Below are 21,753 nucleotides of genomic sequence, written 5' to 3' on the forward strand. Positions count from 1 at the left end.
GCGGGCCGGCAAAATCGGGTAACCCCTACTGGTGCCCCGGCCTTGCCCCGTTCCTAGACTCGGGATTCCTAGGACCAACACGCACTGGCAGGTCCCCCGGGTGGCTTCCGGGAGCTCCTGCCGTCACGCGGAGCTCCGCATTTTCTGGGTATGCGGACGCCTCCAACCTGCGCCGCTTTCGGTTCCGGCCCCCGCCGGGACCGGCGGCGCAATATCATCTCGCTCCGTCCAGCGTCTTGGTGTGCATGCAGCGCCCCGGCGGGACCGAACACTGATGGGCAACCCATGAACCAGCCTTCCCTTCCCTCCCCCGACGGCACCAGCAGAAGCTTCGCCACCGACGAACCCCGGACCGACCTGACCACCGGCCGGCCGGTCATCAGCAACAAGTTATGGGCCGGCATGGCCACGGCAGCGGTGGTGGCCGCGGTGGGCGTCGGTGCCATGGCGGCGCCGCCCGCGTCCCTCAACGGGAGCACGACGGCGGCGGCGCAGGCAGCAGAGGCCCCCGCGCCGCCGTCGGCAAGCAGCTCCGCCCCCACAGCTCCTGCAGCCGCTCCCGGGGCGGCGGAAGCGGTGGCAGCGCAGGTGGCCGCTCCGGCCGCCGAAGCGCCGGCCCCACCGGCCGACCCGGCTCCGGCTCCGCCGCCCGTGGCACCCGAGCCTGCACCCGCGCCGGTCCCCGAACCTGCCGGCGACCCCAACCTGTACACGGTGGTGCCGGGCGACACCGTCGGGGCAATCGCCGCCGGCCATGGCGTGGACATGAATGCCATGCTCGCGGCCAACGGACTGAGTGCGTACAGCATCATCTACCCGGGCGAAACGCTCCTGTTGACGGGCCCGCCCATCGCAGTTGCCGAGCCTGCTCCTGCTCCGGCTGCCGCGCCCGCCCCCGCCGCGGCACCGGTTGCTGCGCAGGCATCCGCTCCGGCCGCCGTTGCGCCGGCGGCTCCTGCCGTCCGGACCATCTACGTAGCCGGTTCGGGTGGCCAGTCCATGGTGGACGCCTGCATCGGGCCCATCCACTACACACCCAATGACGGCTACTCCCTGTTCATCACCGAACACGATTTCTGCGGTGGATGGGCCCGGTTCTCGGGAATCGGCGTGGGTGAGACCGTGAGCATCCCGGGTTACGGAACGTACACGGTGACCGGGCGCGGCACAGTGCCAAATCCCGGAACCACCAATGACGTCATCTCGGTGTTCGGCGGGTTTCCCCGGGCGATCCTGCAGACCTGCATCCCGGGAACCAGCACGATGCTCCTGATCGCGCTGAACTGAAATTGCGGAATTCGTAAGCTTGTCCGCGGGTCCTGGCCTCCAAGGGCTGGACCCGCGGACAAGTCAATGACGCGCCACAATGGCGCGCTATACGCCGTGGCGTTCTGAAATGTGTTCCACCAGTTCGCCCACGCGCTGTTCGGAGTAGTTGCGGGCAATATCGCCCTGGCTGATGATGCCTACCAGCTTGTGGTCCGAGATCACCGGGAGCCTGCGGACCTGGTGCTGCTCCATCATGTCGATCGCTGCATCAACGTTGGCGTCGGCGTCGATGCAGTAGGGCTTGCCGGCAGCCAGCTCGCGGGCCATCATCTGGCCCGGGTCGCGGCCGGCGGCAACGCACTTGAGCACGATGTCGCGGTCAGTGATCATGCCCTTCAACTTGCCGTCGTCACCGCAGATGGGAAGCGCTCCGCAGTCAAGGTCCATCATCATGCGGGCCGCGTCCGTCAGTGACTCTGTTTCCCTGACGCACCTCGCATCAGTGGTCATGAATTCACGTACAGCACTCATTGAATCCTCCTTCATCGATGGATTATCGACGCAGGGCATCGGAGCACATGCGCCGATGCTGCCAGATTACGCCCGCACCCAGATGGTGTCGACGGCGGAAGGAGGCCCGTTCTGAAGGGCTGGGAAAGGGCCCGGGGCAACGAAAAAGCCTCCGGAACCTGGTGGTTCCGGAGGCTTTTCCTTCGGTGGCAGATGAGGGATTCGAACCCCCGTAGGCGTTGCCAGCTGATTTACAGTCAGCCCCCTTTGGCCGCTCGGGTAATCTGCCGAACTTCAAAAGAAGTACCCGCCGATGCAGTGTTGGGAAGCATCCGTTTCCGGCGCTTTCCGCTTCAGTAACCGCGGGCAAGACAACTTTACAGAACTTCGGGCGAAGAATCGAATCGGGCCTTCCACGGCCCCTAAAGCCCTGAATCGGCGCCGAAAAATTGGTGCCTAAGCCTCCCCGAGGATGCGCCCGGCCAGCTTTGCTTCGAAGCTGAGTGCCTGCTCCTCGGTGATCTGGTTCAGCTGCACAGCCCGCTGGAGGTCGGCGCGGACCCCGTCCATCCTGGCGGAGGCATCCGCCACGGGACTGAAGACAATGGAGGCCGCCACTGCGGCCGCCGCCACCGACGACGCTGCTGCAGCCACCGCCCCCGCTGCTGTACTGGTGCTGCGGGTGACGTAATGGGCGGCTTTGCGGTGCATGGTGTTCCCTTCAACTGCGGTACAACTGCTCCAACTCTCGCCAGCCCTCCTTCGTTCCCCCGGTGGATCCGCTGAGAGGGAACTGTGAATCAGGCGCCCCCACCGGCCCGGACATCCGTACTAGGCTGGATGCCAGTGATCCAGGCCCTGTACCCGCACGGGGCTCCCATCAACAAAGGAGAGTCATGGCAGGCGAGTCAACGTTCGACGTCGTAAGCAAAGTGGACAAGCAGGAAGTGGCCAACGCGCTCAACCAGGCGCAGAAGGAACTCGCCCAGCGCTACGACTTCAAGGGCGTCGGTGCCGAGGTGGACTTCAGCGGCGAAAAGATCCTCATGAAGGCCAACTCGGAAGAACGGGTCCTGGCCGTCCTGGACGTGCTGCAGTCCAAGCTGATCCGCCGCGGCATCTCACTGAAGTCGCTGGACACCGGCGAGCCCTACGCCTCCGGCAAGGAGTTCCGTCTGGAAGCCTCCATCAAGGAGGGCATCGCCCAGGACCTGGCCAAGAAGATCAACAAGCTCATCCGCGACGAAGCACCCAAGTCGGTCAAGTCGCAGATCCAGGGCGACGAACTGCGTGTTTCTTCCAAGTCGCGTGACGACCTGCAGGCCACCATGGCGCTGCTGAAGGACTTCGAGGAAGCGGACCTGCAGTTTGTGAATTTCCGCAGCTAGTCCCCCGCCGCCGTCGTTTTCGACGCGCAAAAAGTTACACGCCACGTATAAAGGCTGGCGCACCCCACATTCCGGGCGCGCCAGCCTTTTTGCGTGTCGCTGCCCGTTTTGCGCAGCGCGGAGCCGCCAGGGCGCGCGCCTCCCGGGAGACGAGGGACCCAGGAAGGTAACCTGGGGACAATTACGGCACGTTTGGTTTGCGTATTCGACGGCGGCGGGTAATCTCTTCCTTAGGCCTGCCTAAGTAAGGGCAGCCTGAGCGAAAGAACACTCCATGACTGCCAACTTCCTGATCGGCCTGCGCGAAGGACTCGAAGCCACCCTGGTGGTGGTCCTCCTCATGGCCTACCTGGCCAAAACGGACCGCCGCCATCTCATTCCCCGGTTGTGGGTGGGCGTGGCAGCGGCCGTTGCAGTGTCCGTTGCCTTCGGCGCCCTGCTGACCTTCGGCCCCAAAGGGCTCACCTTCGAAGCGCAGGAGGCCATCGGCGGCACCCTGTCCATCGCCGCCGTCGGCCTGGTGACGTGGATGGTCTTCTGGATGGCACGCACCGCACGGACCCTGGGAAGCGACCTGAAATCCCGCGTGGACAAGTCAGCGGGCGGAGCAGGGTGGGGCCTGGCCGTGGTGGCTGCCATCGCAGTGGGACGCGAGGGCCTGGAAACAGCCCTCTTCCTCTGGGCTGCGGCCAAGGCCACGGGCGAATCCACCCAGCCGCTCATCGGCGCCCTCCTGGGCCTGGCCGCCGCGGCCGGCTTCGGCTACCTGCTGCACCGGGGCGTCCTGAAAGTGAACCTCTCGCGTTTCTTCACCTGGACCGGGGCGGCCCTGGTCATCATCGCCGGCGGCGTCCTGTCCTACGGCATCCATGACCTCCAGGAGGCCGGACTGCTCCCGGGCCTGCACTCCCTGGCCTTTGACATCAGCGGCGCCGTCCCGCCGTCGTCCTGGTATGGCACCCTGCTCAAGGGCACCCTCAACTTCTCCCCCGCAACCACCTGGCTGGAAGCCGGAGCCTGGCTGCTCTACGTGCTGCCCGTGCTGTTCCTGTACCTCCGCATCAACCGCAAAACACCACCCAGCCCCGCCGGCTCCCACGACAACACTGCCGTCAAGGCCGTGGCCGCCGCCTGAATCCCCCTCACCCGCACCAAAGGAATCCCCCATGCCTGGCTTCACCCTGCCTAAAAACAACCTGCCCAAAACTGCCCCGTGCACCTTCCGCAGCAAGCGTGCCGCCCTGGCCGCCGCCGTCGTCGCCGTGCCCTTGATCCTCACGGGCTGCACGGACAACACCAAGGCCTCGGACACTGCCGCGGGCGCCATTGACGTCGTCAGCTCGAACAGCGAGTGCAAGGTCTCCGCCACCAGCGTGCCCAGCGGCAACCTCACGTTCTCGGTCAAGAATGAAGGCACCGAGGTCACGGAGTTCTACCTGCTGGCCGCGGACGGGCTGCGCATCCTTGGCGAGGTGGAGAACATCGGCCCGGGCCTGAGCCGCAACCTGGTGGTGACCGCACCCGCCGGCACCTACACCACCGCGTGCAAGCCCGGCATGGAAGGCGACGGGATCAGGGCTGCACTGGAGGTCACCCCGTCCGGCAACCAGCAGCCGGCGGACGCGGATTTCCAGCACCTCCTCGACACCGCCACCACGCAGTACGCGTCCTACGTCAAGGACCAGGGCGAACAGCTGCTCACCGGGACCGAGCAGTTCGCCGCGGCCTTCGCGGCCGGTGACGCGGCGAAGGCGCGCGAACTGTACGCCGCGACGCGCCAGCACTGGGAACGGATTGAGCCCGTCGCGGAGTCCTTCGGGGACCTGGACCCGCAGCTTGACGCCCGCGAGGCCGATCTTGAACCGGGCCAGGAGTGGACCGGGTGGCACCGCGCGGAGAAGGACCTGTTCCCGCCCGCCGGCTACACGGCCTTGACCGCTGCCGAGCGCTCAGCCATCGCCGACCGCATGGTGGCCGACACCAAGGACCTCGTGGAGCGCACGCGCACGCTGGAGATCTCCGCGGACATGCTGGGCAATGGCGCCAAGGAGCTGCTGGATGAAGTTGCCACCGGAAAAGTGACCGGTGAAGAGGAAATCTGGTCCCACACGGACCTCTGGGACTTTCAGGCGAACGTGGACGGTGCCCGCATTGCCTTCGAAAACCTGAAACCGGCCCTGCAGCAGAAGGACGCCGCACTGGCAACATCGCTGGACGAGAAGTTCGCCGCGCTTCAGGCCGAACTCTCCACCCATGCCCAGGGGACCGCCTTCACGTCCTACGACAAGCTGACGCCGGAGCAGGTCCAGCGGCTGGCTTCCCTGGTGGACGCCCTTGGGGAGCCGCTGTCCCGGCTGACGGCGGCGGTGGTCCTGTGACCGGCTGCCCGTTCAGCGGCCGGGCGCCGGAAGCTTCTGAGCCGAGCGCGGTCCCGGCTTCCGTCCAGGCACCGTTGGAGCCCCCCAAGGGGGAACGGCCGACGGCGGCCGCGCGCCTTAGCAGGCGCGGCCTGTTTGGCATCGCCGGACTGGGCGGGGCTGCGGCGGGACTTGCGGCCGGCTTCCTTGGCCACGACGCGGTGGCGGCCTCCGCGGCACCTCCCGCCGCCGACAGTCCGGTGGTCCCCTTCCACGGGGACCACCAGGCCGGCATCACCACCCCCGCCCAGGACCGCCTGCACATGGCCGCGTTCGACGTCACCACCACCAGGCGCGAAGAACTCATCCAGCTGCTCAAGGACTGGACGCGCGCGGCCGAAGCCCTGACCGAAGGCCGCCCGGCCGGCGCGACAGGCGCGGTGGACGGCCCCTACGGCGCTCCGCCGGAGGACACCGGCGAGGCTTTGGACCTCAACGCGGGCAAGCTGACGCTGACGTTCGGCTTCGGCGCCGGCCTGTTCGAGAAGGACGGCGCGGCCCGGTTTGGGCTGGACGGCCGGCGGCCCGAGGCCCTGATCGACCTGCCGCACTTCCCCGGCGACGACCTGGACCCCGCCCGCAGCGGCGGCGACCTGGTGGTCCAGGCCTGCGCCGACGACCCCCAGGTGGCCGTCCATGCCATCCGGAACCTGGCCAGGATCGGGTTCGGAAAGGTCCGGGTGCGCTGGTCCCAGCTGGGATTCGGGCGAACCTCGTCCACCACCCGCGCCCAGCAGACCCCGCGGAACCTCTTCGGCTTCAAGGACGGCACCAACAACCTCAAGGTCGAGGACGACCAGCTGCTGGACCAGCACGTGTGGGCCACGGCCGGCCGGCCGGAGGATGCCTGGCTGGCGGGCGGCAGCTACCTGGTGGCGCGGCGGATCCGGATGCACATCGAGACCTGGGACCGGACGTCGCTGGGCGAGCAGGAGGGCCTGATCGGCAGGACCAAGGGCACGGGCGCACCCCTGTCCGGCGGCGAGGAGTTCACCGAGCCCGACTTCGCCCGGCAAGGCAAAGGCGGCAAACCCCTGATTCCGCTCGATTCGCACATGCGGATGGCCCACCCCAGCCGGAACAGCGGCGTGAGAATGCTGCGCCGGGGCTACAACTACACCGACGGTTCCGACGGCGTGGGCCATCTCGATGCGGGCCTGTTCTTCATTGCCTTCGTCACCGATCCCCGGAGCCACTACGTCCCGATGCAGATGGCGATGGCCAAGGGCGACACCCTGGCGGTGGAGTACCTGAAGCACACGGGTTCGGGACTGTTCGCCGTTCCCGGCGGGGTGAAGCCCGGCGGATTCATCGGGGACGGCCTGTTCAGGTAGGAAGGCTGCCCGGCGTCCGACGGCGGGGTTCCCGGCTACAGCTGCCGGCCCGCCATCCGCTCCAGCCGTGCGATCCGGTCCCGCATGGGCGGGTGGGTGGCGAACAGCTTGTTCATGGCCCCGCCGCGGAACGGGTTGGCGATCATCAGGTGCGAGGCGTTGACCAGCCGCTGGTCCTGCGGCAAGGGCGCAAGGCTCACGCCGCGCTCAATCTTGTCCAGGGCTGAGGCGAGCGCCAGCGGATCGCCGGTGAGCTGCGAACCGTCCTCGTCGGCGTCGTACTCCCGGGTGCGGGAGATGGCCATCTGGATCAGGGACGCCGCGAAAGGTGCCAGGAGGGCCATGGCGATCATGGCCAGCGGGTTGGCATTGCGCCGGTCCCCGCCGCCGAAGAACAGCAGCATCTGCCCCACCGAGGTGATCACGCCGGCGACGGCAGCCGCCACGGACGAGGTGAGGATGTCGCGGTTGTAGACGTGCATGAGCTCGTGGCCCAGGACGCCGCGGAGTTCGCGCGGGTCCAGGAGCTGGAGGATGCCCTCGGTGCAGCAGACGGCCGCGTTCTGCGGGTTGCGGCCGGTGGCGAAGGCGTTGGGGTTCATGGTGGGCGAGACGTAGATCCGCGGCATGGGCTGGTTGGCGCGCATGGAGAGCTCGCGGACAATCTGGTACAGCTGCGGGGCCTGGGCTTCGGTCACAGGGACGGCCTGCATGGAGCGGATGGCGATCTTGTCGCTGTTCCAGTAGCCGTAGAACGTGGTGCCGACGCCGATCAGGGCCATGATCCAGATGGGCGCCGAACTGCGGGTGCCCACGCCGATGAGCCCGCCGAGGCCAAGCAACACCGCCCACAGCACCCCGAAAAGCGCCGCGGTCTTCAGGCCGTTGTGATGGTTGTGCACGTTTCCTCCTTGCTTAAGGAACGGCTTGCTAGGGCGCCGGGTTCCGGGCATCGTACTGCCGGAAGCCGGGCTGGAGTTTCGCCGCGAGCCATGCCCCCGCGATGCACAGTGCACCGCCGAGCAGCAGGACCCACCCCTCATTCAGAAGCTTAGTCGCGCCGCCGGCCAGCAGGTCCCCGACCCGGGGGCCGCCGGCCACCACCACGATGAACACGCCCTGCAGGCGTCCGCGCAGGTGGTCAGGGGCCGCGGCCTGCAGGATGGTGTTGCGAAAGACGCTGCTGATGGAGTCGGCAATCCCGGCGAGGGCGCAGCAGGCGGCGGCGGGCAGCAGCCACAGGGTCACCGCTCCGTCCGGCGCCGGGCCCGCGAGCAGCACCACCAGGCCGAAGGCCCCGATGGAGGCACCCCAGCCCATGACGGAAACCACGACGGCGGTCCCCTGGCGGCGCACGCTGCCCAGCGGACCGGAGAACAGGCCGGCCAGGAAGGCCCCGACGGCGGTGCAGGCCAGCAGGATGCCCACCGTCGCCTCGCCCCCGCCGATCATGAGGGCAGCGACGGCGGGGAGCAGCGCCCGCGGCTGGGCAAGGATCATGGCCACGAGGTCGATGATGAAGGTCATCCGGAGGTTGGGGCGCGTTCCCAGGAAACGGAAACCCTCAACCACGGAACGAAGTCCCACTTTGCTGCGGGTGCCTGCCGGAGGCATCGGCGGAAGCCGGTACACCGCCCAGAGGACGAACGCGAAGCTGGCGAAGTCGATGGTGTAGGTCCAGCCGAACCCCAGCCACGCCACCAGGAGGCCGGCCAGCAGCGGCCCGGCGGTCATGGCAAGGCCCAGGGACAGCATGCTCAGGGCGTTGGCCGCCGGCAGGAGCTCCTTGCGGATAAGCATCGGGATAATGGCGCTGCGGGCCGGCTGATTGATGGCCTGGGCCCCGCTTTGCAGCGCCACCAGCAGGTACAGCACCCACACGTTGCCCAGCTGCAGCCAGGCCTGCAGCGCAATCAGGCCGGTGGTCAGCCAGAGGACCGTGGAGGCCAGCAGGGCGATGCGCCGGCGGTCATGCGCGTCCGCGATGGAGCCGCCCATCAGGCCGCCGATTATCAGGGGAACCAGCGCGAAGATGCCCAGCAGGCCCACGTAGAAGCTGTCCTGGGTCAGCCGGTACACCTCGAGGCTGACGGCCACCAGCGTGAGCTGGCTGCCGACGGCGGATACCGCCGATCCCAGCCACAGCCGGCGGAATGCGGGGCTTTCCTTGAGCGGCGTGACATCGGCAAGTATTTTCCCCACCCCGCAACACTAGCGGGCGACACGGAAAGGTAAGCCGAGCCTTATTGTGAGTTATTAATAATAAGTGCTTCAATGGAGCCATGACGGAGCACTTTGATGGCCAGGACGCATGGGCTGCGGCCCTGCGCGCCCATGGCCGCAGGGTGACCAAGCAGCGGCTCGCTGTACTCGCCGCCGTCGAACGCCACCCGCATTCCCCAGCCGAAAGCATCCTTGCCGCCGCCCGGACCGAACTGCCGGAACTGACGGCCCAGTCCGTCTATGTGGTCCTCGGCGACCTGACGGACCTGCACATGCTGCGCCGGTTCGAGCCGCCCCACTCCCCCGCCCTGTACGAGACACGGGTGGACGACAACCACCACCACGCCATCTGCATCAGTTGCGGCCGCGTGGAAGACGTGGACTGCGCCGTCGGCCACGCCCCCTGCCTCACGCCGCACTGGAATCCGGACGCCAAGCCGATGACCATCCAGATCGCCGACGTCATGTACCAGGGCATCTGCCAGGAGTGCCAGCAGGCCCAACAGCTTCCTCCCCACAGTCCCTCGCAAGAAAAAGAGAAATAGGAGAACAATGACTGCCGTTTCCACAACCCAGTCAGGTGCACCGGTTACGTCCGACGCACACTCAAAGTCAGTTGGTGCCGATGGTGCCATCATCCTGACTGACCACTACCTGGTGGAAAAGCTCGCCCAGTTCAACCGTGAGCGGGTTCCGGAGCGCGTAGTGCACGCCAAGGGCGGCGGTGCATTCGGCACGTTCAAGACCACCGAGGACATCTCCAAGTACACCAAGGCAGCGTTCCTGCAGCCTGGCGTCGAGACCGAGATGCTGATCCGCTTCTCCTCAGTGGCGGGCGAGAACGGTTCCCCGGACACCTGGCGCGACCCCCGCGGTTTCGCCGTGAAGTTCTACACCACCGAGGGCAACTACGACCTCGTGGGCAACAACACCCCCGTCTTCTTCATCCGTGACGGCATCAAGTTCCCGGACTTCATCCACTCCCAGAAGCGACTGCCGGGCACCCACCTGCGCGACGCCGACATGCAGTGGGACTTCTGGACCCTGTCCCCCGAGTCCGCCCACCAGGTCACCTGGCTGATGGGTGACCGCGGCCTGCCCGCCTCCTGGCGTGAAATGCAGGGCTACGGCTCGCACACCTACCAGTGGATCAACGCCGAGGGCGAGCGGTTCTGGGTCAAGTACCACTTCAAGTCCAACCAGGGCGTGAACTCCATGAGCTCCGAGCAGGCGGAACAGCTTGCCGGTTCCGACGCGGACTTCTACATCCGCGACCTGTCCGAGAACATCGAAGCCGGCAACTTCCCGTCCTGGGACCTGCACGTGCAGGTCATGCCGTACGAGGACGCCAAGACCTACCGCTTCAACCCGTTCGACCTCACCAAGGTGTGGCCGCACGCGGACTACCCGCTGATCAAGGTGGGCACCATGGAGCTGAACAAGAACCCGGAGAACTACTTCGCGCAGATCGAGCAGGCCACCTTCGCGCCGTCGAACTTCGTGCCCGGTATCGCCGCCTCCCCGGACAAGATGCTGCAGGCCCGCATCTTCTCCTACGCGGACGCACACCGCTACCGCGTGGGCACCAACCACGCCCAGATCCCGGTGAACCAGCCCAAGAACCAGGTCAACAACTACAGCCAGGACGGCCAGGGACGTTTCCTCTTCAACGCCCCCTCGGTTCCGGTCTACGCCCCCAACACGTTTGGCGGCCCGGCTGCCGTTGAGCCGCAGAACGCTGCGGGCGGCTGGGAGAACGACGGCGAGCTCACCCTCGCCGCGCACTCCCTCCACGCCGAGGACGGCGACTTCGTCCAGGCCGGCGCGCTGTACCGCGAGGTCTACAACGAGGGCGAAAAGGCCCGCTTCCTGGAGACCATCACCGGCGCCGTTGGCGGCGTGAAGCGCTCCGACATCAAGGAACGCGCCATCCAGTACTGGACCAACGTCGACGCCGAGCTGGGCGCCAAGCTGCGCGCCAACCTCGGTGCCGGTGCGGCCCCGTCGGCTCCGGCTTCGGACGCTGAGTCCGCCAACAAAATCGGCTGACCAGGCCTCCTGCTGGCTGAACTGAAGAACACCCCGTCACGGGCTTCCGTGGCGGGGTGTTCTGCTGCGTGGCCCGGTTGTGCACATACGGCGCCGGGGAGGTGGCCGGTCGCGGACGGCGGTTCTAGGCTCCGTAGATGAACACTTTCGCAGGCATTCCCCCGGAAGCCTTCCGCTTCTACGCGCAGCTGGAGGACAACAACAACCGCGACTGGTGGCTGGAACACAAAGCAACGTACCACGCATCAGTCAAGGAACCGCTCACCCTCCTGCTCTCCGAGCTGGAGCCCGAGTTCGGACCTGCCAAGCTTTTCCGCCCTAACCGGGACATCCGCTTCTCACTGGACAAGTCGCCATACAAAACTGCCCAGGGGGCATTCGCCGCCCGCCAGGAAGGCGTGGGTTTCTATCTCCAAATCAATTCCGACGGACTGTTGATCGGTGGCGGCTACCACTCCCACACGCCCGCCCAGCTGTCCCGGTTCCGCGCGGCCGCTGACGCCTCCGCCAGCGGCGCCGCCCTGCAGGACATTGTTGATGCCGTGGCCGGGGCCGGTTTTGCCATCGAAGGCGAGAAGCTGAAAACCGTCCCGCGGGGTTTCGACAAGGACCATCCCCGCGCCGAATTGCTTAAGCACAAATCACTGTCCGCGGGTGTCGAGATGGGCCAGCCGGAGTGGGTGTCCACACCGGCCGCAAAAGAGCAGATCGCGGAACGCTGGCGACAGCTGCGGCCGCTCGTGGAATGGGTGGGACGGTACGCGGCGCCGTGACCGGCCCGAAGCATGACCCGGCCGGAAACGCGGCTGCCCGCCCGGCGCAGGCCGGGCGGGCAGTTCTACAGCTGGTGCGGTGGGCCGTCAGGTCCGGCTCAGCTCGTCCTCGTCATCAGACTCGGTGGCTGTCCGTGACGCCATGCCGGGCGCGCCATTGACGGACGCGTTGGCTTCGGCGAAACGCTCATTGAGCCGCGAGTGGCGCTGGCCGTAGGCGAAGTAGATCGCCAGGCCCAGCACCAGCCAGAAGGCGAAGAAGATCCAGGTCTCCACGGCGAGGTTGGTCATCAGGTAGAGGCACAGCACCGCAGACACAATGGGCAGCACCTTGCCGAGCGGAACCCGGAAGGCCGGCTTCAGGTCCGGGCGCTTCTTGCGGAGCACCAGGATGCCCAGGCTGACCACCACGAACGCGGACAGCGTACCGATGTTGATCATTTCCTCGAGCAGGTCCACGTTGGTGAGGCCTGCAACCAGCGCCACCGCAGCACCGCAGATGACCTGGAGGCGCACTGGAGTGGACCGCTTGTCGCTGGTCTTGGACAGCGCCCGGGGCAGCAGGCCGTCGCGGCTCATGGCCAGCACCACGCGGGACAGGCCCATGAGGAGCACCATGATCACGGTGGTCAGGCCCACGAGGGAACCAAAGGCGATGACCTTGGCCGCGGAGGTGTCTCCCACTGCCTCGAAGGCCGTGGTGAGGGTGGGGCTCTTGGCTTCGGCCAGCTGGGTGTAGGACACCATGCCGGTCAGGGCCAGGGACACGAGGATGTAGAGCAGCGTGACCAGTGCCAGGCCGCCGAAGATGCCGCGGGGCAGGGTCTTCTGCGGGTTCTTCACTTCCTCGGCGGAGGTGGCCACCACGTCGAAGCCTATGAAGGCGAAGAACACCAGGGCGGCACCGGCGAAGATGCCCATGGTGCCGTACTGGGCGGGGGCAGCTCCGGTCAGGAAGCCAAAGAAGGACTGCTTCAGGACGTCTGCGGCGCCGGTGCCGGCCGTGGGCTCGGCTGCCGGAACGAAGGGGGTGTAGTTTTCGAACTTCACGTAGGTGAAGCCCACCACGATCACGAACAGCACCACGGCGATCTTGATCAGGGTGAAGATGTTGCCCACACGGGCGGAGAGCTTGGTGCCCAGCACCAGCAGCACGGTGAAGATGGCCACGATGAGGAATGCGCCCCAGTAGAGGTCCACGCCCGCCAGCGAGATGGCCGGCGGGATGTCCAGGCCGGTGAGGGCGAACACCTTGCTGAGGTAGATCCCCCAGTACTTGGCGATCACGGCAGCGGCGGTGAACAGTTCCAGGATCAGGTTCCAGCCGATGATCCAGGCAAGGAGCTCACCCATGGTGGCGTAGGTGAAGACGTAGGCGGATCCCGCTACGGGAATGGCCGTGGCGAACTCGGCGTAGCACATGATGGCCAGCGCGCACGTGACGGCGGCGATCGCGAAGGACAGGGTAACGGCGGGACCTGCAAAGTTGGCGGCGGCCTTTGCGCCGACCGAGAAGATGCCGGCGCCGACAGCAACGGCGACGCCCATGATCATGAGGTCCCAGGTGCTGAGGGAACGCTTAAGCTTGCGTCCCGGCTCATCGGCGTCGGCAATCGACTGCTCGATGGATTTTGTCCGCAGAAGGTTCATTGGGGGTCACAATCCTGGTTTGTGAGGGAAACAGACCTATCAACGATACTGTCCATCCACTGGACGGTCCCAATCGTCCCGAATAATGAGACGGCCCCGATGCCGAACATTCTTCTGCCAAAGCACTCGGGGCCCTCCGAATGGAGAGCCCCGAGTGGCAGTTGGTCGAACTTCCTAGGACGGCCAGTCCATCAGTGTTGACCGGATCAGGAAGCGTTTACCTTCAGGCGCTTCAACGGAAAAGCCGCTCCCGCGTCCGGGTACGACGTCGATGGTCAGATGGGTGTGGCTCCAGTAGTTGAACTGCTCACGGGACATCCAGAACTCCAGCGGCAGGGGCTGCAGACCGTCCGAAAGATCGAACAGCCCCAGCAGGACATCCGCGTCCCCCGTGATGAAGTCCCCGGCCGGATAGCACATGGGCGAGGACCCGTCGCAGCAGCCGCCGGACTGGTGGAACATGAGCGCCCCATGCTTGTCCCAGAGCATCCGGAGCAGGTCCACGGCAGCCGGCGTGAGCGCCACCCGGGAAAAATCTTCCCCGGGCAGCGTCACGGCGGCAGCGAGCCCTTCAGCTGGCATCAGAACCTCAGCACCACGCGGCCGTCGATCTTGGCGTGCTTCATCTCATCAAGCACGGCATTGACCTCCGACAGTTCCCGCACGGACACGGTGGGGTGGATCTTCCCGCGGGCATAGAAGTCCAGGGCTTCCTCCATGTCCTGCCGGGTGCCGACGATCGAGCCGCGGACAGTCAGTCCCTTGAGCACAATCTCGAAGATCGGCGCCGGGAAATCCCCCGGCGGCAGTCCGTTGAACACGATGGTGCCGCCGCGGCGGGCCATCCCGATGGCCTGTCCGAACGCTGACGGGTGCACCGCAGTGACCAGAACTCCATGGCAGCCTCCTGTCTCCCGCTGGATTACCTCCGCCGGGTCCTCATGCAGGGCGTTGACCGTGAGTTCAGCGCCGTGGGCCTTGGCCAGGGCCAGCTTGTCGTCGGCGATGTCCACGGCCGCAACCCGGAGTCCCATGGCCACGGCGTACTGGACTGCGATGTGCCCAAGGCCGCCGATGCCGGAAATGGTGACCCACTGGCCCGGCCGGGTCTCGGTCATCTTCAGCCCCTTGTAGACGGTGACGCCGGCGCAAAGCACCGGCGCCACCTCGACGGGGTCGGATCCCGCCGGTATGCGCGCCGCGAACCGGGAGTCCACCAGCATGTACTCCCCGAAGGAGCCGTCCACGCTGTACCCGCCGTTCTGCTGCGCCTCGCACAGGGTTTCCCACCCGCTACGGCAGTACTGGCAGTCGCCGCAGGCCGACCACAGCCAGGCGTTGCCCACCAAGTCACCGATGGCGAGGTTGGACACCCCCTCACCCAGTGCCACTACTTCACCCACGCCTTCGTGCCCGGGGACGAACGGAGGGGAGGGTTTGACCGGCCAGTCGCCTTCCGCGGCATGGAGGTCGGTGTGGCAGACGCCGGTGGTCAGGACCTTGACCAGGGCCTGTCCCGGCCCCGCCGTGGGAATGGCGATGTCCTGGATCGACAGGTCCGTGCCGAATTCGGTTACTACTGCTGCTTGCATTGTCGTCGTCATTGGCGAAATCCTTGCGTCGTTGTAGTGGTGCGGGCTTCGGCCTAGAAGAAGCCCAGCTTGTTTTCGTCGTAGCTGACCAGGAGGTTCTTGGTCTGCTGGTAGTGGTCCAGCATCATGGCGTGGTTCTCGCGCCCGATGCCGGAGGACTTGTAGCCGCCGAAAGCGGCACCTGCCGGGTAGGCGTGGTAGTTGTTCACCCAGACGCGGCCGGCCTGGATCTCGCGGCCGGCGCGGTAGGCCACATTGCCGTTGCGGGACCAGACGCCGGCGCCCAGGCCGTACAGGGTGTCGTTGGCGATCCCCATGGCGTCGTTGTAGTCACTGAACCGGGTCACCGCCACCACGGGGCCGAAGATCTCCTCCTGGAAGATCCGCATCCGGTTGTGGCCCTCGAACACGGTGGGCTGGACGTAGAAGCCGCCAGCGAGGTCCCCCGGGAGTTCGGCGCGGGCGCCGCCGGTGAGCACCTTGGCGCCTTCCTGCTTTCCGATGTCGATGTAGGACAGGATCTTCTCCAACTGGTCGTTGGAGGCCTGCGCGCCAACCTGCGTTTCGGTGTCCAGCGGGTTGCCCTGGATCATCTTCTCCACCCGGGCCACGGCGTCGGCCATGAAGGACTCGTAGATGTCCTCCTGCACGAGGGCCCGCGAGGGGCAGGTGCAGACTTCGCCCTGGTTGAAGGCGAAGAGTGCGAAGCCTTCCTGGGCCTTGTCGTAGAACGCGTCGTTTTCCTGGGCAACATCGTTGAAGAAGATGTTGGGGCTCTTGCCGCCCAGTTCCAGGGTGACGGGGATGAGGTTCTGGCTGGCGTACTGGCTGATGAGCCGGCCGGTGGTGGTTTCACCGGTGAAGGCGATCTTCCGGATCCGGGAGCTGGATGCCAGCGGCTTGCCGGCCTCCACGCCGAAGCCGTTGACCACATTCAGTACGCCGGCGGGCAGCAGGTCCCCGATAAGTTCCATCAGCACCAGGATCGATGAGGGCGTTTGCTCCGCGGGCTTGAGCACCACGGTGTTGCCGGCGGCGAGCGCGGGCGCAAGCTTCCAGACGGCCATCAGGATGGGGAAGTTCCAGGGGATGATCTGGCCCACCACGCCGAGCGGTTCGTGGAAGTGGTACGCGGTGGTGTTGTCATCGAGCTGGGACAGGCTGCCCTCCTGGGCGCGCACCGCGGAGGCGAAGTAGCGGAAGTGGTCCGAGGCCAGCGGCAGGTCGGCGTTGAGGGTTTCCCGGATGGGCTTGCCGTTGTCCCAGGTTTCGGCCACGGCGAGCATCTCGAGGTTCTCGTCGATGCGGTCGGCGATCTTGTTCAGGATGGCGGCGCGTTCCGCCACGGAGGTCTTGCCCCAGGAGGGTGCGGCCTTGTGTGCCGCGTCCAGGGCTAGCTCGATGTCCTCCGCGGTGCCGCGGGCCACCTGGCAGAACGCCTTGCCCGTCACCGGGGTGATGTTTTCGAAGTACTGGCCCTTGACCGGGGCCACCCATTCGCCGCCAATCCAGTTCTCGTAGCGGTCCTTGAAGGTGACCTTCGAACCGTCGGTTCCCGGCTGTGCGTAAACGGTCATGTGCTTAGCTCCTTTGCTGTGCAGAAGGCTGGCCCGTAGGGGCGCTCGCCGATGGACCCAGCGTAGGAGGAGCAACGTTGCAGCAAGGTTGCGAGGGTGAGATCCAGATCACAGAGCCGTGGTCCGGCCCGAATCGAGCGTCAGGCGCGCAGTTCGGCTTCCAGCCGTTCCAGGTCGGCTACGACGGCGGCCCGCTTGGGTGAGCGCGGCGGCAGGAGGCGGAGCGCGGCGCGGCGGATGACGACGTCGTCCCTTGCTTCGGGAAGCGCAGCGTACTTGAGCAGGGACTCGGCGCTGCCGTCCGTGAGGACCGCTTCCCGGAGCAGGGACGAAACCCTGTTCCTGAGGTCGACAACGCCTGGCGCCTCCGAGCGCGGGAGTACCTCGCCGCGGTAGATCTCCAAGGCAATCCGGTGTGCGCCGCGCTGCAGGCAGCTGAGCACCTGGCCGGTATCCGGCACCAGGTCCAGCGGGAGCCGGTACGGGCGGGAGCCGGGGACAGCGTCGGGACTCAGCTGCTGGATGACCTTGCGCAGGCGGACCATCTCGGCCCGCAGCGTGATGGTGGAGCCCTCCCCGGGGTACAGCAGCAAGCCCAGTTCCTCGGCAGTGAGCCCGTCTGGGTGAGTGCTCAGCAGGGCGAGGATCTCGCTGTGCCGTGCTGACAGGGAAACGGTCCTGCCGCCCAGGCTGAGCAGTGCCTGGTCGCGGCCCAGCAGCTGCAGGCTGTTCCGGTAAAGGCTGCCTTCGCTGGCACCCGGGCCTTGCCTGCCGGCGGCAGCCGGGGACCGTCGTCGTACTGGCTTCCTGGCGAGCTCCGCCGCAAGCTGCAGGCGCTCCACCCGCAGCTGCGCCTGGGCGGCAGCAACGGTGGCCTCCACCAGCGACAGCGTGTGCGGCGCCACCGCGGTGTCCGTCCCGGTGATGTCCACGACGCCGAGGACAGCGCCGGAGTCGGGGTCATGGAAGGGGACGGCGGTGCAGCTCCAGGGGTGCACTGCCCGCTGGTAGTGCTCGGCGCCCGCGATCTGGATCCCCCGGCCCAGGGCAAGGGCGGTGCCCGGCGCGCTGGTGCCGACGCTGGCCTCGGACCAGTCGGCACCGGGGACGAACATCATGCCTTCGGCCCGGCGTTGGAGGGTGGGGTCGCCATCCACCCACAGCAGCCTGCCCACCTCGTCGCCCACCGCAACCAGGAGCCCGCTGTCGTGGCTGGGCTGGACCAGGAGTTTGTTGATGACCGGCATGATCGCGGCCAGGGGGTGCTGCCGCCGGTAGTCCTCCAGCTGGTCCCAGTCGAATGCCAGCGGCGCGGCAGCGTTGTCCGGATTGGCCTTGAAGCTTGCCGACCGCTGCCAGGACTCCTTGATGAGGTTGCGCAGCCCGGGGATCTCGGGGGTGAGGTTGCCGGGGTCCGACCCCAGGCGCTCGTGGCCGGCCAGTGCGGCACGCTGGCGCGGTTCAGGATGGAGCAGGTTCGTCATCGAACTCCCGTTCCGGAGTCTTGTCCGGCTGTGCAGGGCTGGAGGGTGGCCAAGTCAGCATAGCTGGACAACAACCTCGTGTCACCGGCCTGCCCTGACCAGCTCTTCCAGAGCGTCCGCCCCCGCCGCTGCTCCCCCGGCGGCCGCGTAGCCATCCGCCACCCGGCGCGCCCCCGGCGCCTTGCCCAGGGCCTGGTGGACGGCTTCCCGGAGCCGCTCCGGCGTGAGGCGCTTCCGGCTGAGCCGCACTCCGGCGTCGGCCGCCACTACCCTTGCGGCCACCTCGTGCTGGTCGCGGCCGAACGGGACCACCACCACGGGCACTCCCTTTGAGAGGGCCTTCTGTGTTGCCCCCATGCCGCCGTGGGTGATGGCAACGGCGGCGCGGTCAAGGACAGGGCCGTGCGGCACGAAATGTTCCAGCCTGGCATTGGACGGAACGGGCTGGAAACGGTCGAGGCCGGCGGCCCTGGCGGCACCCGCAGAGCCGGCCTCGGCTGCAGGCAACGTGGCGACGACGGTATAGGGCTCTCCGGCCAGGGCCGCCAGGGCGGTCCGGACGATGGCGTCATCCGCCTGGTACTCGGAGGACGTGGTCACCAGGACGACCGGAGCGGTGGCCTCCCCGAGCCACGAGGGAGTTTCGGCCGGCGGCTCCCAGTCCAGGGCGCCGATCATGCGCACATCCGGAGCCCAGTCCGGGTGCGGATATTCGAACGGCCCGGCGGTGGCCACGAGCATCAGCGGGGCGGTGCGGAACATGGAGTTGGCGCCGGTGACCGGAGGAAGCATGCCGCCGGAGATGTCGGCCCGCAGGGCGTTGATCCGGGGCAGCATCAGCTTCTCGACGGCGCCAATCACCAGGCGCCGCACCACCGCATCCCGGGCCCTGCCGAGCGGACCCGGCAAAGGAGCCAGCCCCGGCCCGAACGGGGGCGTACCCCTTGAGGGCAGCGGCGGGGTGTAGGGGCTGAAGGTTGCCCACGGCAGCCCTGAGTGTTCTGCCAGGATGCGCGCGCCCCAGGCGTTGATGTCGACCAGGAGCAGGTCCGGCCTTATCCCCTCAATGGCGCGCTGCAGGTCCGGCGCATCGAACCGGGCGCGGGCGGCGAAGGTCTCAACGCTGGAGGCCAGGGCAGCCTTCGGGTTTGTGGCGCGGTAGTCCGTGGCCTCGATCGCAAGAATCCTGCCGTCCACCGGCCCGGCGTGGAACCCTGACTCCGTGAGCTGTGGAACCTGCCGTGGCAGGGTGCGGATGTGGACATCATGACCGCGGGCCTTGAGTTCCGCGAGCAGCGGAACCATGGGGAAGAGGTGGCCTATGGCAGGTGAAGTGTAGGCAAGGACGGTGGACATCAGGGCCTCCGCGTGAAGGGTTCCAGCATTTCGAGCAGGGAGTGGGCCACCTGGCCGCGGCTGAGCCCGGCGTCCAGGCGCAGCAGTTTCCAGTTGTAGACGTCGCAGAGAGCGACGAACTGGGCCAGCCGGCGGTCGTGGTCCGGGCTGCCCTTCAGGGGGTCAAGGAAGGGGCCGAAAACGCGGCGGCACCATTCGCGGTGCAGGTGGCGCGCTCCCCCGGTGATTTCCGCCAGGACGGGGGAGGTTTGTTCCTCGGCGAGCAGCTTCAGTGCCAGCGCGCCGGTGGTTTCGTAGTGTTCCAGGAGGTTGTCGACGGCGGCGGGCACGTCGCCGGGAGGAACGGCGCTGCGCTGGCTGTCCACCCTGGCCGTGGCAGCCTTGGCGCTGGCGTCGATGAGGGCGGCGCGGTCCCCGAACCTGCGGATGACGGTCTGGACGGTGACGCCGGCGCGGGCAGCCACCGCACCCAGCGTGACGTCGGCGAGCGGCCCCTCCATGAACAGGTCTTCGGTGGCCTGCAGAATCCGGCGGCCGGTTTCCTCGGCAGAGGTGGCGCGCTTCGGGGAGCTGTAGGGACGGGTTCCGGCCCCGGCCGTATTCATGTTAACCAGATTAACTCGAATACACCGTCGGGGGTAGGGGTCAGCCGCGGGAAATGCGGATCATCTCCTCGCGCGGCACCACCTTGATACGCTCGCGGACCACGTGGTCCAGGCCCTCGGGTCCGGTCCAGGCGGCACCCAGGCCCGCCTCGTGGGCGTCGAGCTTGTTCCACCCCTCCCAGGTGGTGTATTCGATGCCGCGCTCTTCCAGCAGGTCGATGATGGCCTGGGGATCCGGGTTCCCGGCCGCCGGGAGGGTGAGCCGGTCCTCCAGCAGGAAGCCGATGGTCTCCAGCGCATCGCCCTTGGTGTGGCCGATCAGCCCCACAGGTCCGCGCTTGATCCAGCCCGTGGTGTAGATGCCCGGAACGGGGTTGCCGTCGGCATCGAGGACCCGGCCGCCTTCGTTGGGGATGACGCCCCGCTTGGCGTCGTACTCCAGTTCGTCCAGCGCGGAGCCGTGGTAGCCGATGGCCCGGTAGACAGCCTGGACAGGGTATTCAACGTACTCTCCGGTGCCCTTGGCGTTGCCGGTCCCGTCCAGCTGCATGCGCTCGAACTTGATGCCGCCCACCTTGCCCGTGCCGTCGTCGAGCACTTCAACGGGGCTGTGCAGGAAGTGCAGGTGCAGCCTGCGGGATGAGGGGTTCTCCGACTCCGCATGCTCCTCCACCAGCCAGTTGGTGAGAGTGTTCACCATGGTCTTGACCTGGTTGTTGCTGCGGATGGCCTCGTCCGAGGCGTCGTCGAATTCAAAATCCTCGGGGTAGAGGACGATGTCGACGTCGTCCATGTGGCTCAGTTCCCGCAGCTCCAGCGGGGTGAACTTGACCTGGGCGGGGCCGCGGCGGCCAAAGACGTGGACGTCCGTCACCGGGGACGCCTTCAGGCCGGCGTACACGTTGTCCGGGATCTCGGTGGTAAGCAGCTCCTCGGGGTGCTTGACCAGCATGCGGGCCACGTCCAGGGCCACGTTGCCGTTGCCGATCACCGCGATTTCCCTGGCCTCCAGCGGCCACTCGCGGGGCACGTCCGGGTGGCCGTCGTACCAGGACACAAAGTCCGCGCCGCCAAAGGAGCCGCGCAGGTTGATGCCCGGAATGTCCAGGTCCGCGTCCCTGATGGCGCCCGTGGAGAAGATGACGGCGTCGTAGAAGGCCCGGAAATCGTGCAGCGTGAGGTCCCGGCCGTAGGTCACGTTGCCCAGGAACCGGATGTCGCCCCGGTCCAGGACCTTGTGCAGGGCGTTGACGATGCCCTTGATGCGGGGGTGGTCCGGGGCTACGCCGTACCGGATCAGGCCGTAGGGTGCCGGGTAGGCCTCGAAGAGGTCGATGCTGACCTGAAAGTCGCCGTCCTTGACCCCGCTGGACTTGGTGAGGATGTCCGCAGCATAGACTCCTGCCGGTCCCGCGCCGATAATGGCGACGCGGAGGGGACGGTTGGCGGCGGTTTCGCTGTGATTGGACACCGGGAACCCTTCTGAACTGGTCCTGCTCATGTTTCATGAGGGTGCGCCGCATGGT

20 protein-coding genes and 1 tRNA gene are annotated in these 21,753 nt (G+C 67.0%); 8 read left to right on the plus strand and 13 right to left on the minus strand.

Annotated features, from left to right (window positions below; all coding sequences use genetic code 11):
- Positions 1-285 precede the first annotated feature (285 nt).
- On the plus strand, positions 286-1,287 hold the full coding sequence (locus tag VIK36_RS16205; RefSeq protein ID WP_324642712.1) for a LysM domain-containing protein: 1,002 nt from the start codon (positions 286-288) through the stop codon (positions 1,285-1,287).
- Between the two features lie 87 nt (positions 1,288-1,374).
- Here the strand turns inward: VIK36_RS16205 and VIK36_RS16210 are convergent, their stop codons facing one another.
- The 3 genes from VIK36_RS16210 to VIK36_RS16220 form a co-directional block, all read right to left on the minus strand.
- Positions 1,375-1,800, minus strand: coding sequence for a CBS domain-containing protein (locus VIK36_RS16210; protein ID WP_255172922.1), 426 nt, complete (start codon positions 1,798-1,800; stop codon positions 1,375-1,377).
- 186 nt (positions 1,801-1,986) lie between these two features.
- Positions 1,987-2,068 (minus strand) — tRNA-Tyr (locus VIK36_RS16215).
- Positions 2,069-2,235: 167 nt separating this feature from the next.
- Positions 2,236-2,490 (minus strand): hypothetical protein, encoded by a 255-nt coding sequence (locus VIK36_RS16220; protein WP_255172923.1) that lies wholly within the window; start codon positions 2,488-2,490, stop codon positions 2,236-2,238.
- A gap of 185 nt (positions 2,491-2,675) precedes the next feature.
- Here VIK36_RS16220 and VIK36_RS16225 point away from each other — a divergent pair, with 185 nt between their 5' ends.
- From VIK36_RS16225 to efeB, 4 genes are all read left to right on the plus strand, one after another.
- A complete protein-coding gene (locus VIK36_RS16225; protein ID WP_018769043.1) occupies positions 2,676-3,167 on the plus strand; it encodes a YajQ family cyclic di-GMP-binding protein in 492 nt (163 codons plus the stop codon).
- 274 nt (positions 3,168-3,441) lie between these two features.
- The gene (efeU, locus tag VIK36_RS16230) at positions 3,442-4,302 is read left to right on the plus strand and encodes an iron uptake transporter permease EfeU (RefSeq protein WP_324642714.1); all 861 of its coding nucleotides are present in this window, start codon (positions 3,442-3,444) and stop codon (positions 4,300-4,302) included.
- A 31-nt stretch (positions 4,303-4,333) separates the two neighbouring features.
- Positions 4,334-5,545, plus strand: a complete 1,212-nt coding sequence (efeO, locus tag VIK36_RS16235) for an iron uptake system protein EfeO (protein WP_324642715.1) — start codon at positions 4,334-4,336, stop codon at positions 5,543-5,545.
- Positions 5,546-5,619: 74 nt separating this feature from the next.
- Positions 5,620-6,918, plus strand: coding sequence for an iron uptake transporter deferrochelatase/peroxidase subunit (efeB, locus tag VIK36_RS16240; RefSeq protein WP_255172926.1), 1,299 nt, complete (start codon positions 5,620-5,622; stop codon positions 6,916-6,918).
- Positions 6,919-6,953: 35 nt separating this feature from the next.
- On the opposite strand, the gene htpX is transcribed toward efeB, so the two are convergent.
- Positions 6,954-7,820: a zinc metalloprotease HtpX gene (htpX, locus tag VIK36_RS16245; RefSeq protein ID WP_255172927.1), complete on the minus strand. Its 867-nt coding sequence runs from the start codon at positions 7,818-7,820 to the stop codon at positions 6,954-6,956.
- 28 nt (positions 7,821-7,848) lie between these two features.
- A complete protein-coding gene (locus VIK36_RS16250; RefSeq protein WP_324642718.1) occupies positions 7,849-9,120 on the minus strand; it encodes an MFS transporter in 1,272 nt (423 codons plus the stop codon).
- Between the two features lie 80 nt (positions 9,121-9,200).
- On the opposite strand from VIK36_RS16250, the gene VIK36_RS16255 reads away from it, so the two are divergent.
- The 3 genes from VIK36_RS16255 (at position 9,201) to VIK36_RS16265 (ending at position 11,963) form a co-directional block, all read left to right on the plus strand.
- Positions 9,201-9,686 carry a Fur family transcriptional regulator gene (locus tag VIK36_RS16255; RefSeq protein ID WP_255172929.1) on the plus strand — a complete coding sequence of 162 codons (486 nt, stop codon included), beginning with the start codon at positions 9,201-9,203 and terminating at the stop codon, positions 9,684-9,686.
- 7 nt (positions 9,687-9,693) lie between these two features.
- Positions 9,694-11,190, plus strand: a complete 1,497-nt coding sequence (locus tag VIK36_RS16260; RefSeq protein WP_324642721.1) for a catalase — start codon at positions 9,694-9,696, stop codon at positions 11,188-11,190.
- A gap of 137 nt (positions 11,191-11,327) precedes the next feature.
- Positions 11,328-11,963 (plus strand): DUF2461 domain-containing protein, encoded by a 636-nt coding sequence (locus VIK36_RS16265; protein WP_324642722.1) that lies wholly within the window; start codon positions 11,328-11,330, stop codon positions 11,961-11,963.
- 87 nt (positions 11,964-12,050) lie between these two features.
- Here VIK36_RS16265 and VIK36_RS16270 read toward each other — a convergent pair whose 3' ends face one another.
- The 8 genes from VIK36_RS16270 to VIK36_RS16305 all read right to left on the minus strand — a co-directional run bounded on the left by VIK36_RS16270 (position 12,051) and on the right by VIK36_RS16305 (position 21,728).
- Positions 12,051-13,613 (minus strand): amino acid permease, encoded by a 1,563-nt coding sequence (locus VIK36_RS16270; protein WP_255172932.1) that lies wholly within the window; start codon positions 13,611-13,613, stop codon positions 12,051-12,053.
- A 174-nt stretch (positions 13,614-13,787) separates the two neighbouring features.
- Positions 13,788-14,195 carry a DUF779 domain-containing protein gene (locus tag VIK36_RS16275; RefSeq protein ID WP_255172933.1) on the minus strand — a complete coding sequence of 136 codons (408 nt, stop codon included), beginning with the start codon at positions 14,193-14,195 and terminating at the stop codon, positions 13,788-13,790.
- Positions 14,195-15,217, minus strand: coding sequence for an alcohol dehydrogenase AdhP (gene adhP / locus VIK36_RS16280; protein WP_255172934.1), 1,023 nt, complete (start codon positions 15,215-15,217; stop codon positions 14,195-14,197). The genes VIK36_RS16275 and adhP overlap by 1 nt, the downstream gene beginning before the upstream one ends.
- 41 nt (positions 15,218-15,258) lie before the next feature.
- A complete protein-coding gene (locus tag VIK36_RS16285) occupies positions 15,259-16,782 on the minus strand; it encodes an aldehyde dehydrogenase family protein (protein WP_324642726.1) in 1,524 nt (507 codons plus the stop codon).
- A 140-nt stretch (positions 16,783-16,922) separates the two neighbouring features.
- The gene (locus tag VIK36_RS16290) at positions 16,923-18,266 is read right to left on the minus strand and encodes a helix-turn-helix domain-containing protein (RefSeq protein WP_324642728.1); all 1,344 of its coding nucleotides are present in this window, start codon (positions 18,264-18,266) and stop codon (positions 16,923-16,925) included.
- An 81-nt stretch (positions 18,267-18,347) separates the two neighbouring features.
- Positions 18,348-19,622 carry a glycosyltransferase gene (locus tag VIK36_RS16295; protein ID WP_255172937.1) on the minus strand — a complete coding sequence of 425 codons (1,275 nt, stop codon included), beginning with the start codon at positions 19,620-19,622 and terminating at the stop codon, positions 18,348-18,350.
- Entirely contained in the window at positions 19,622-20,227 is a 606-nt protein-coding gene (locus VIK36_RS16300; protein WP_324642729.1) for a TetR/AcrR family transcriptional regulator, read from the minus strand. The genes VIK36_RS16295 and VIK36_RS16300 overlap by 1 nt, the downstream gene beginning before the upstream one ends.
- Before the next feature lie 40 nt (positions 20,228-20,267).
- Entirely contained in the window at positions 20,268-21,728 is a 1,461-nt protein-coding gene (locus VIK36_RS16305) for an FAD-dependent oxidoreductase (protein ID WP_420716218.1), read from the minus strand.
- Positions 21,729-21,753 lie beyond the last annotated feature (25 nt).

Origin of the sequence: Pseudarthrobacter sp. LT1 (assembly GCF_035621795.1) — a bacterium.
Classification (GTDB): domain Bacteria; phylum Actinomycetota; class Actinomycetes; order Actinomycetales; family Micrococcaceae; genus Arthrobacter.

Excerpts from the sequence above, each read along its gene's own strand:
- VIK36_RS16205 (WP_324642712.1), top strand. The coding sequence starts at position 286 with ATGAACCAGCCTTCCCTTCCCTCCCCCGACGGCACCAGCAGAAGCTTC.
- VIK36_RS16210 (WP_255172922.1), bottom strand. The coding sequence starts at position 1,800 with ATGAGTGCTGTACGTGAATTCATGACCACTGATGCGAGGTGCGTCAGG.
- VIK36_RS16220 (WP_255172923.1), bottom strand. The coding sequence starts at position 2,490 with ATGCACCGCAAAGCCGCCCATTACGTCACCCGCAGCACCAGTACAGCA.
- VIK36_RS16225 (WP_018769043.1), top strand. The coding sequence starts at position 2,676 with ATGGCAGGCGAGTCAACGTTCGACGTCGTAAGCAAAGTGGACAAGCAG.
- efeU (WP_324642714.1), top strand. The coding sequence starts at position 3,442 with ATGACTGCCAACTTCCTGATCGGCCTGCGCGAAGGACTCGAAGCCACC.
- efeO (WP_324642715.1), top strand. The coding sequence starts at position 4,334 with ATGCCTGGCTTCACCCTGCCTAAAAACAACCTGCCCAAAACTGCCCCG.
- VIK36_RS16255 (WP_255172929.1), top strand. The coding sequence starts at position 9,201 with ATGACGGAGCACTTTGATGGCCAGGACGCATGGGCTGCGGCCCTGCGC.
- VIK36_RS16260 (WP_324642721.1), top strand. The coding sequence starts at position 9,694 with ATGACTGCCGTTTCCACAACCCAGTCAGGTGCACCGGTTACGTCCGAC.
- VIK36_RS16265 (WP_324642722.1), top strand. The coding sequence starts at position 11,328 with ATGAACACTTTCGCAGGCATTCCCCCGGAAGCCTTCCGCTTCTACGCG.
- VIK36_RS16270 (WP_255172932.1), bottom strand. The coding sequence starts at position 13,613 with ATGAACCTTCTGCGGACAAAATCCATCGAGCAGTCGATTGCCGACGCC.
- VIK36_RS16275 (WP_255172933.1), bottom strand. The coding sequence starts at position 14,195 with ATGCCAGCTGAAGGGCTCGCTGCCGCCGTGACGCTGCCCGGGGAAGAT.
- adhP (WP_255172934.1), bottom strand. The coding sequence starts at position 15,217 with ATGACGACGACAATGCAAGCAGCAGTAGTAACCGAATTCGGCACGGAC.
- VIK36_RS16285 (WP_324642726.1), bottom strand. The coding sequence starts at position 16,782 with ATGACCGTTTACGCACAGCCGGGAACCGACGGTTCGAAGGTCACCTTC.
- VIK36_RS16290 (WP_324642728.1), bottom strand. The coding sequence starts at position 18,266 with ATGACGAACCTGCTCCATCCTGAACCGCGCCAGCGTGCCGCACTGGCC.
- VIK36_RS16295 (WP_255172937.1), bottom strand. The coding sequence starts at position 19,622 with ATGTCCACCGTCCTTGCCTACACTTCACCTGCCATAGGCCACCTCTTC.
- VIK36_RS16300 (WP_324642729.1), bottom strand. The coding sequence starts at position 20,227 with ATGAATACGGCCGGGGCCGGAACCCGTCCCTACAGCTCCCCGAAGCGC.
- VIK36_RS16305 (WP_420716218.1), bottom strand. The coding sequence starts at position 21,728 with ATGAGCAGGACCAGTTCAGAAGGGTTCCCGGTGTCCAATCACAGCGAA.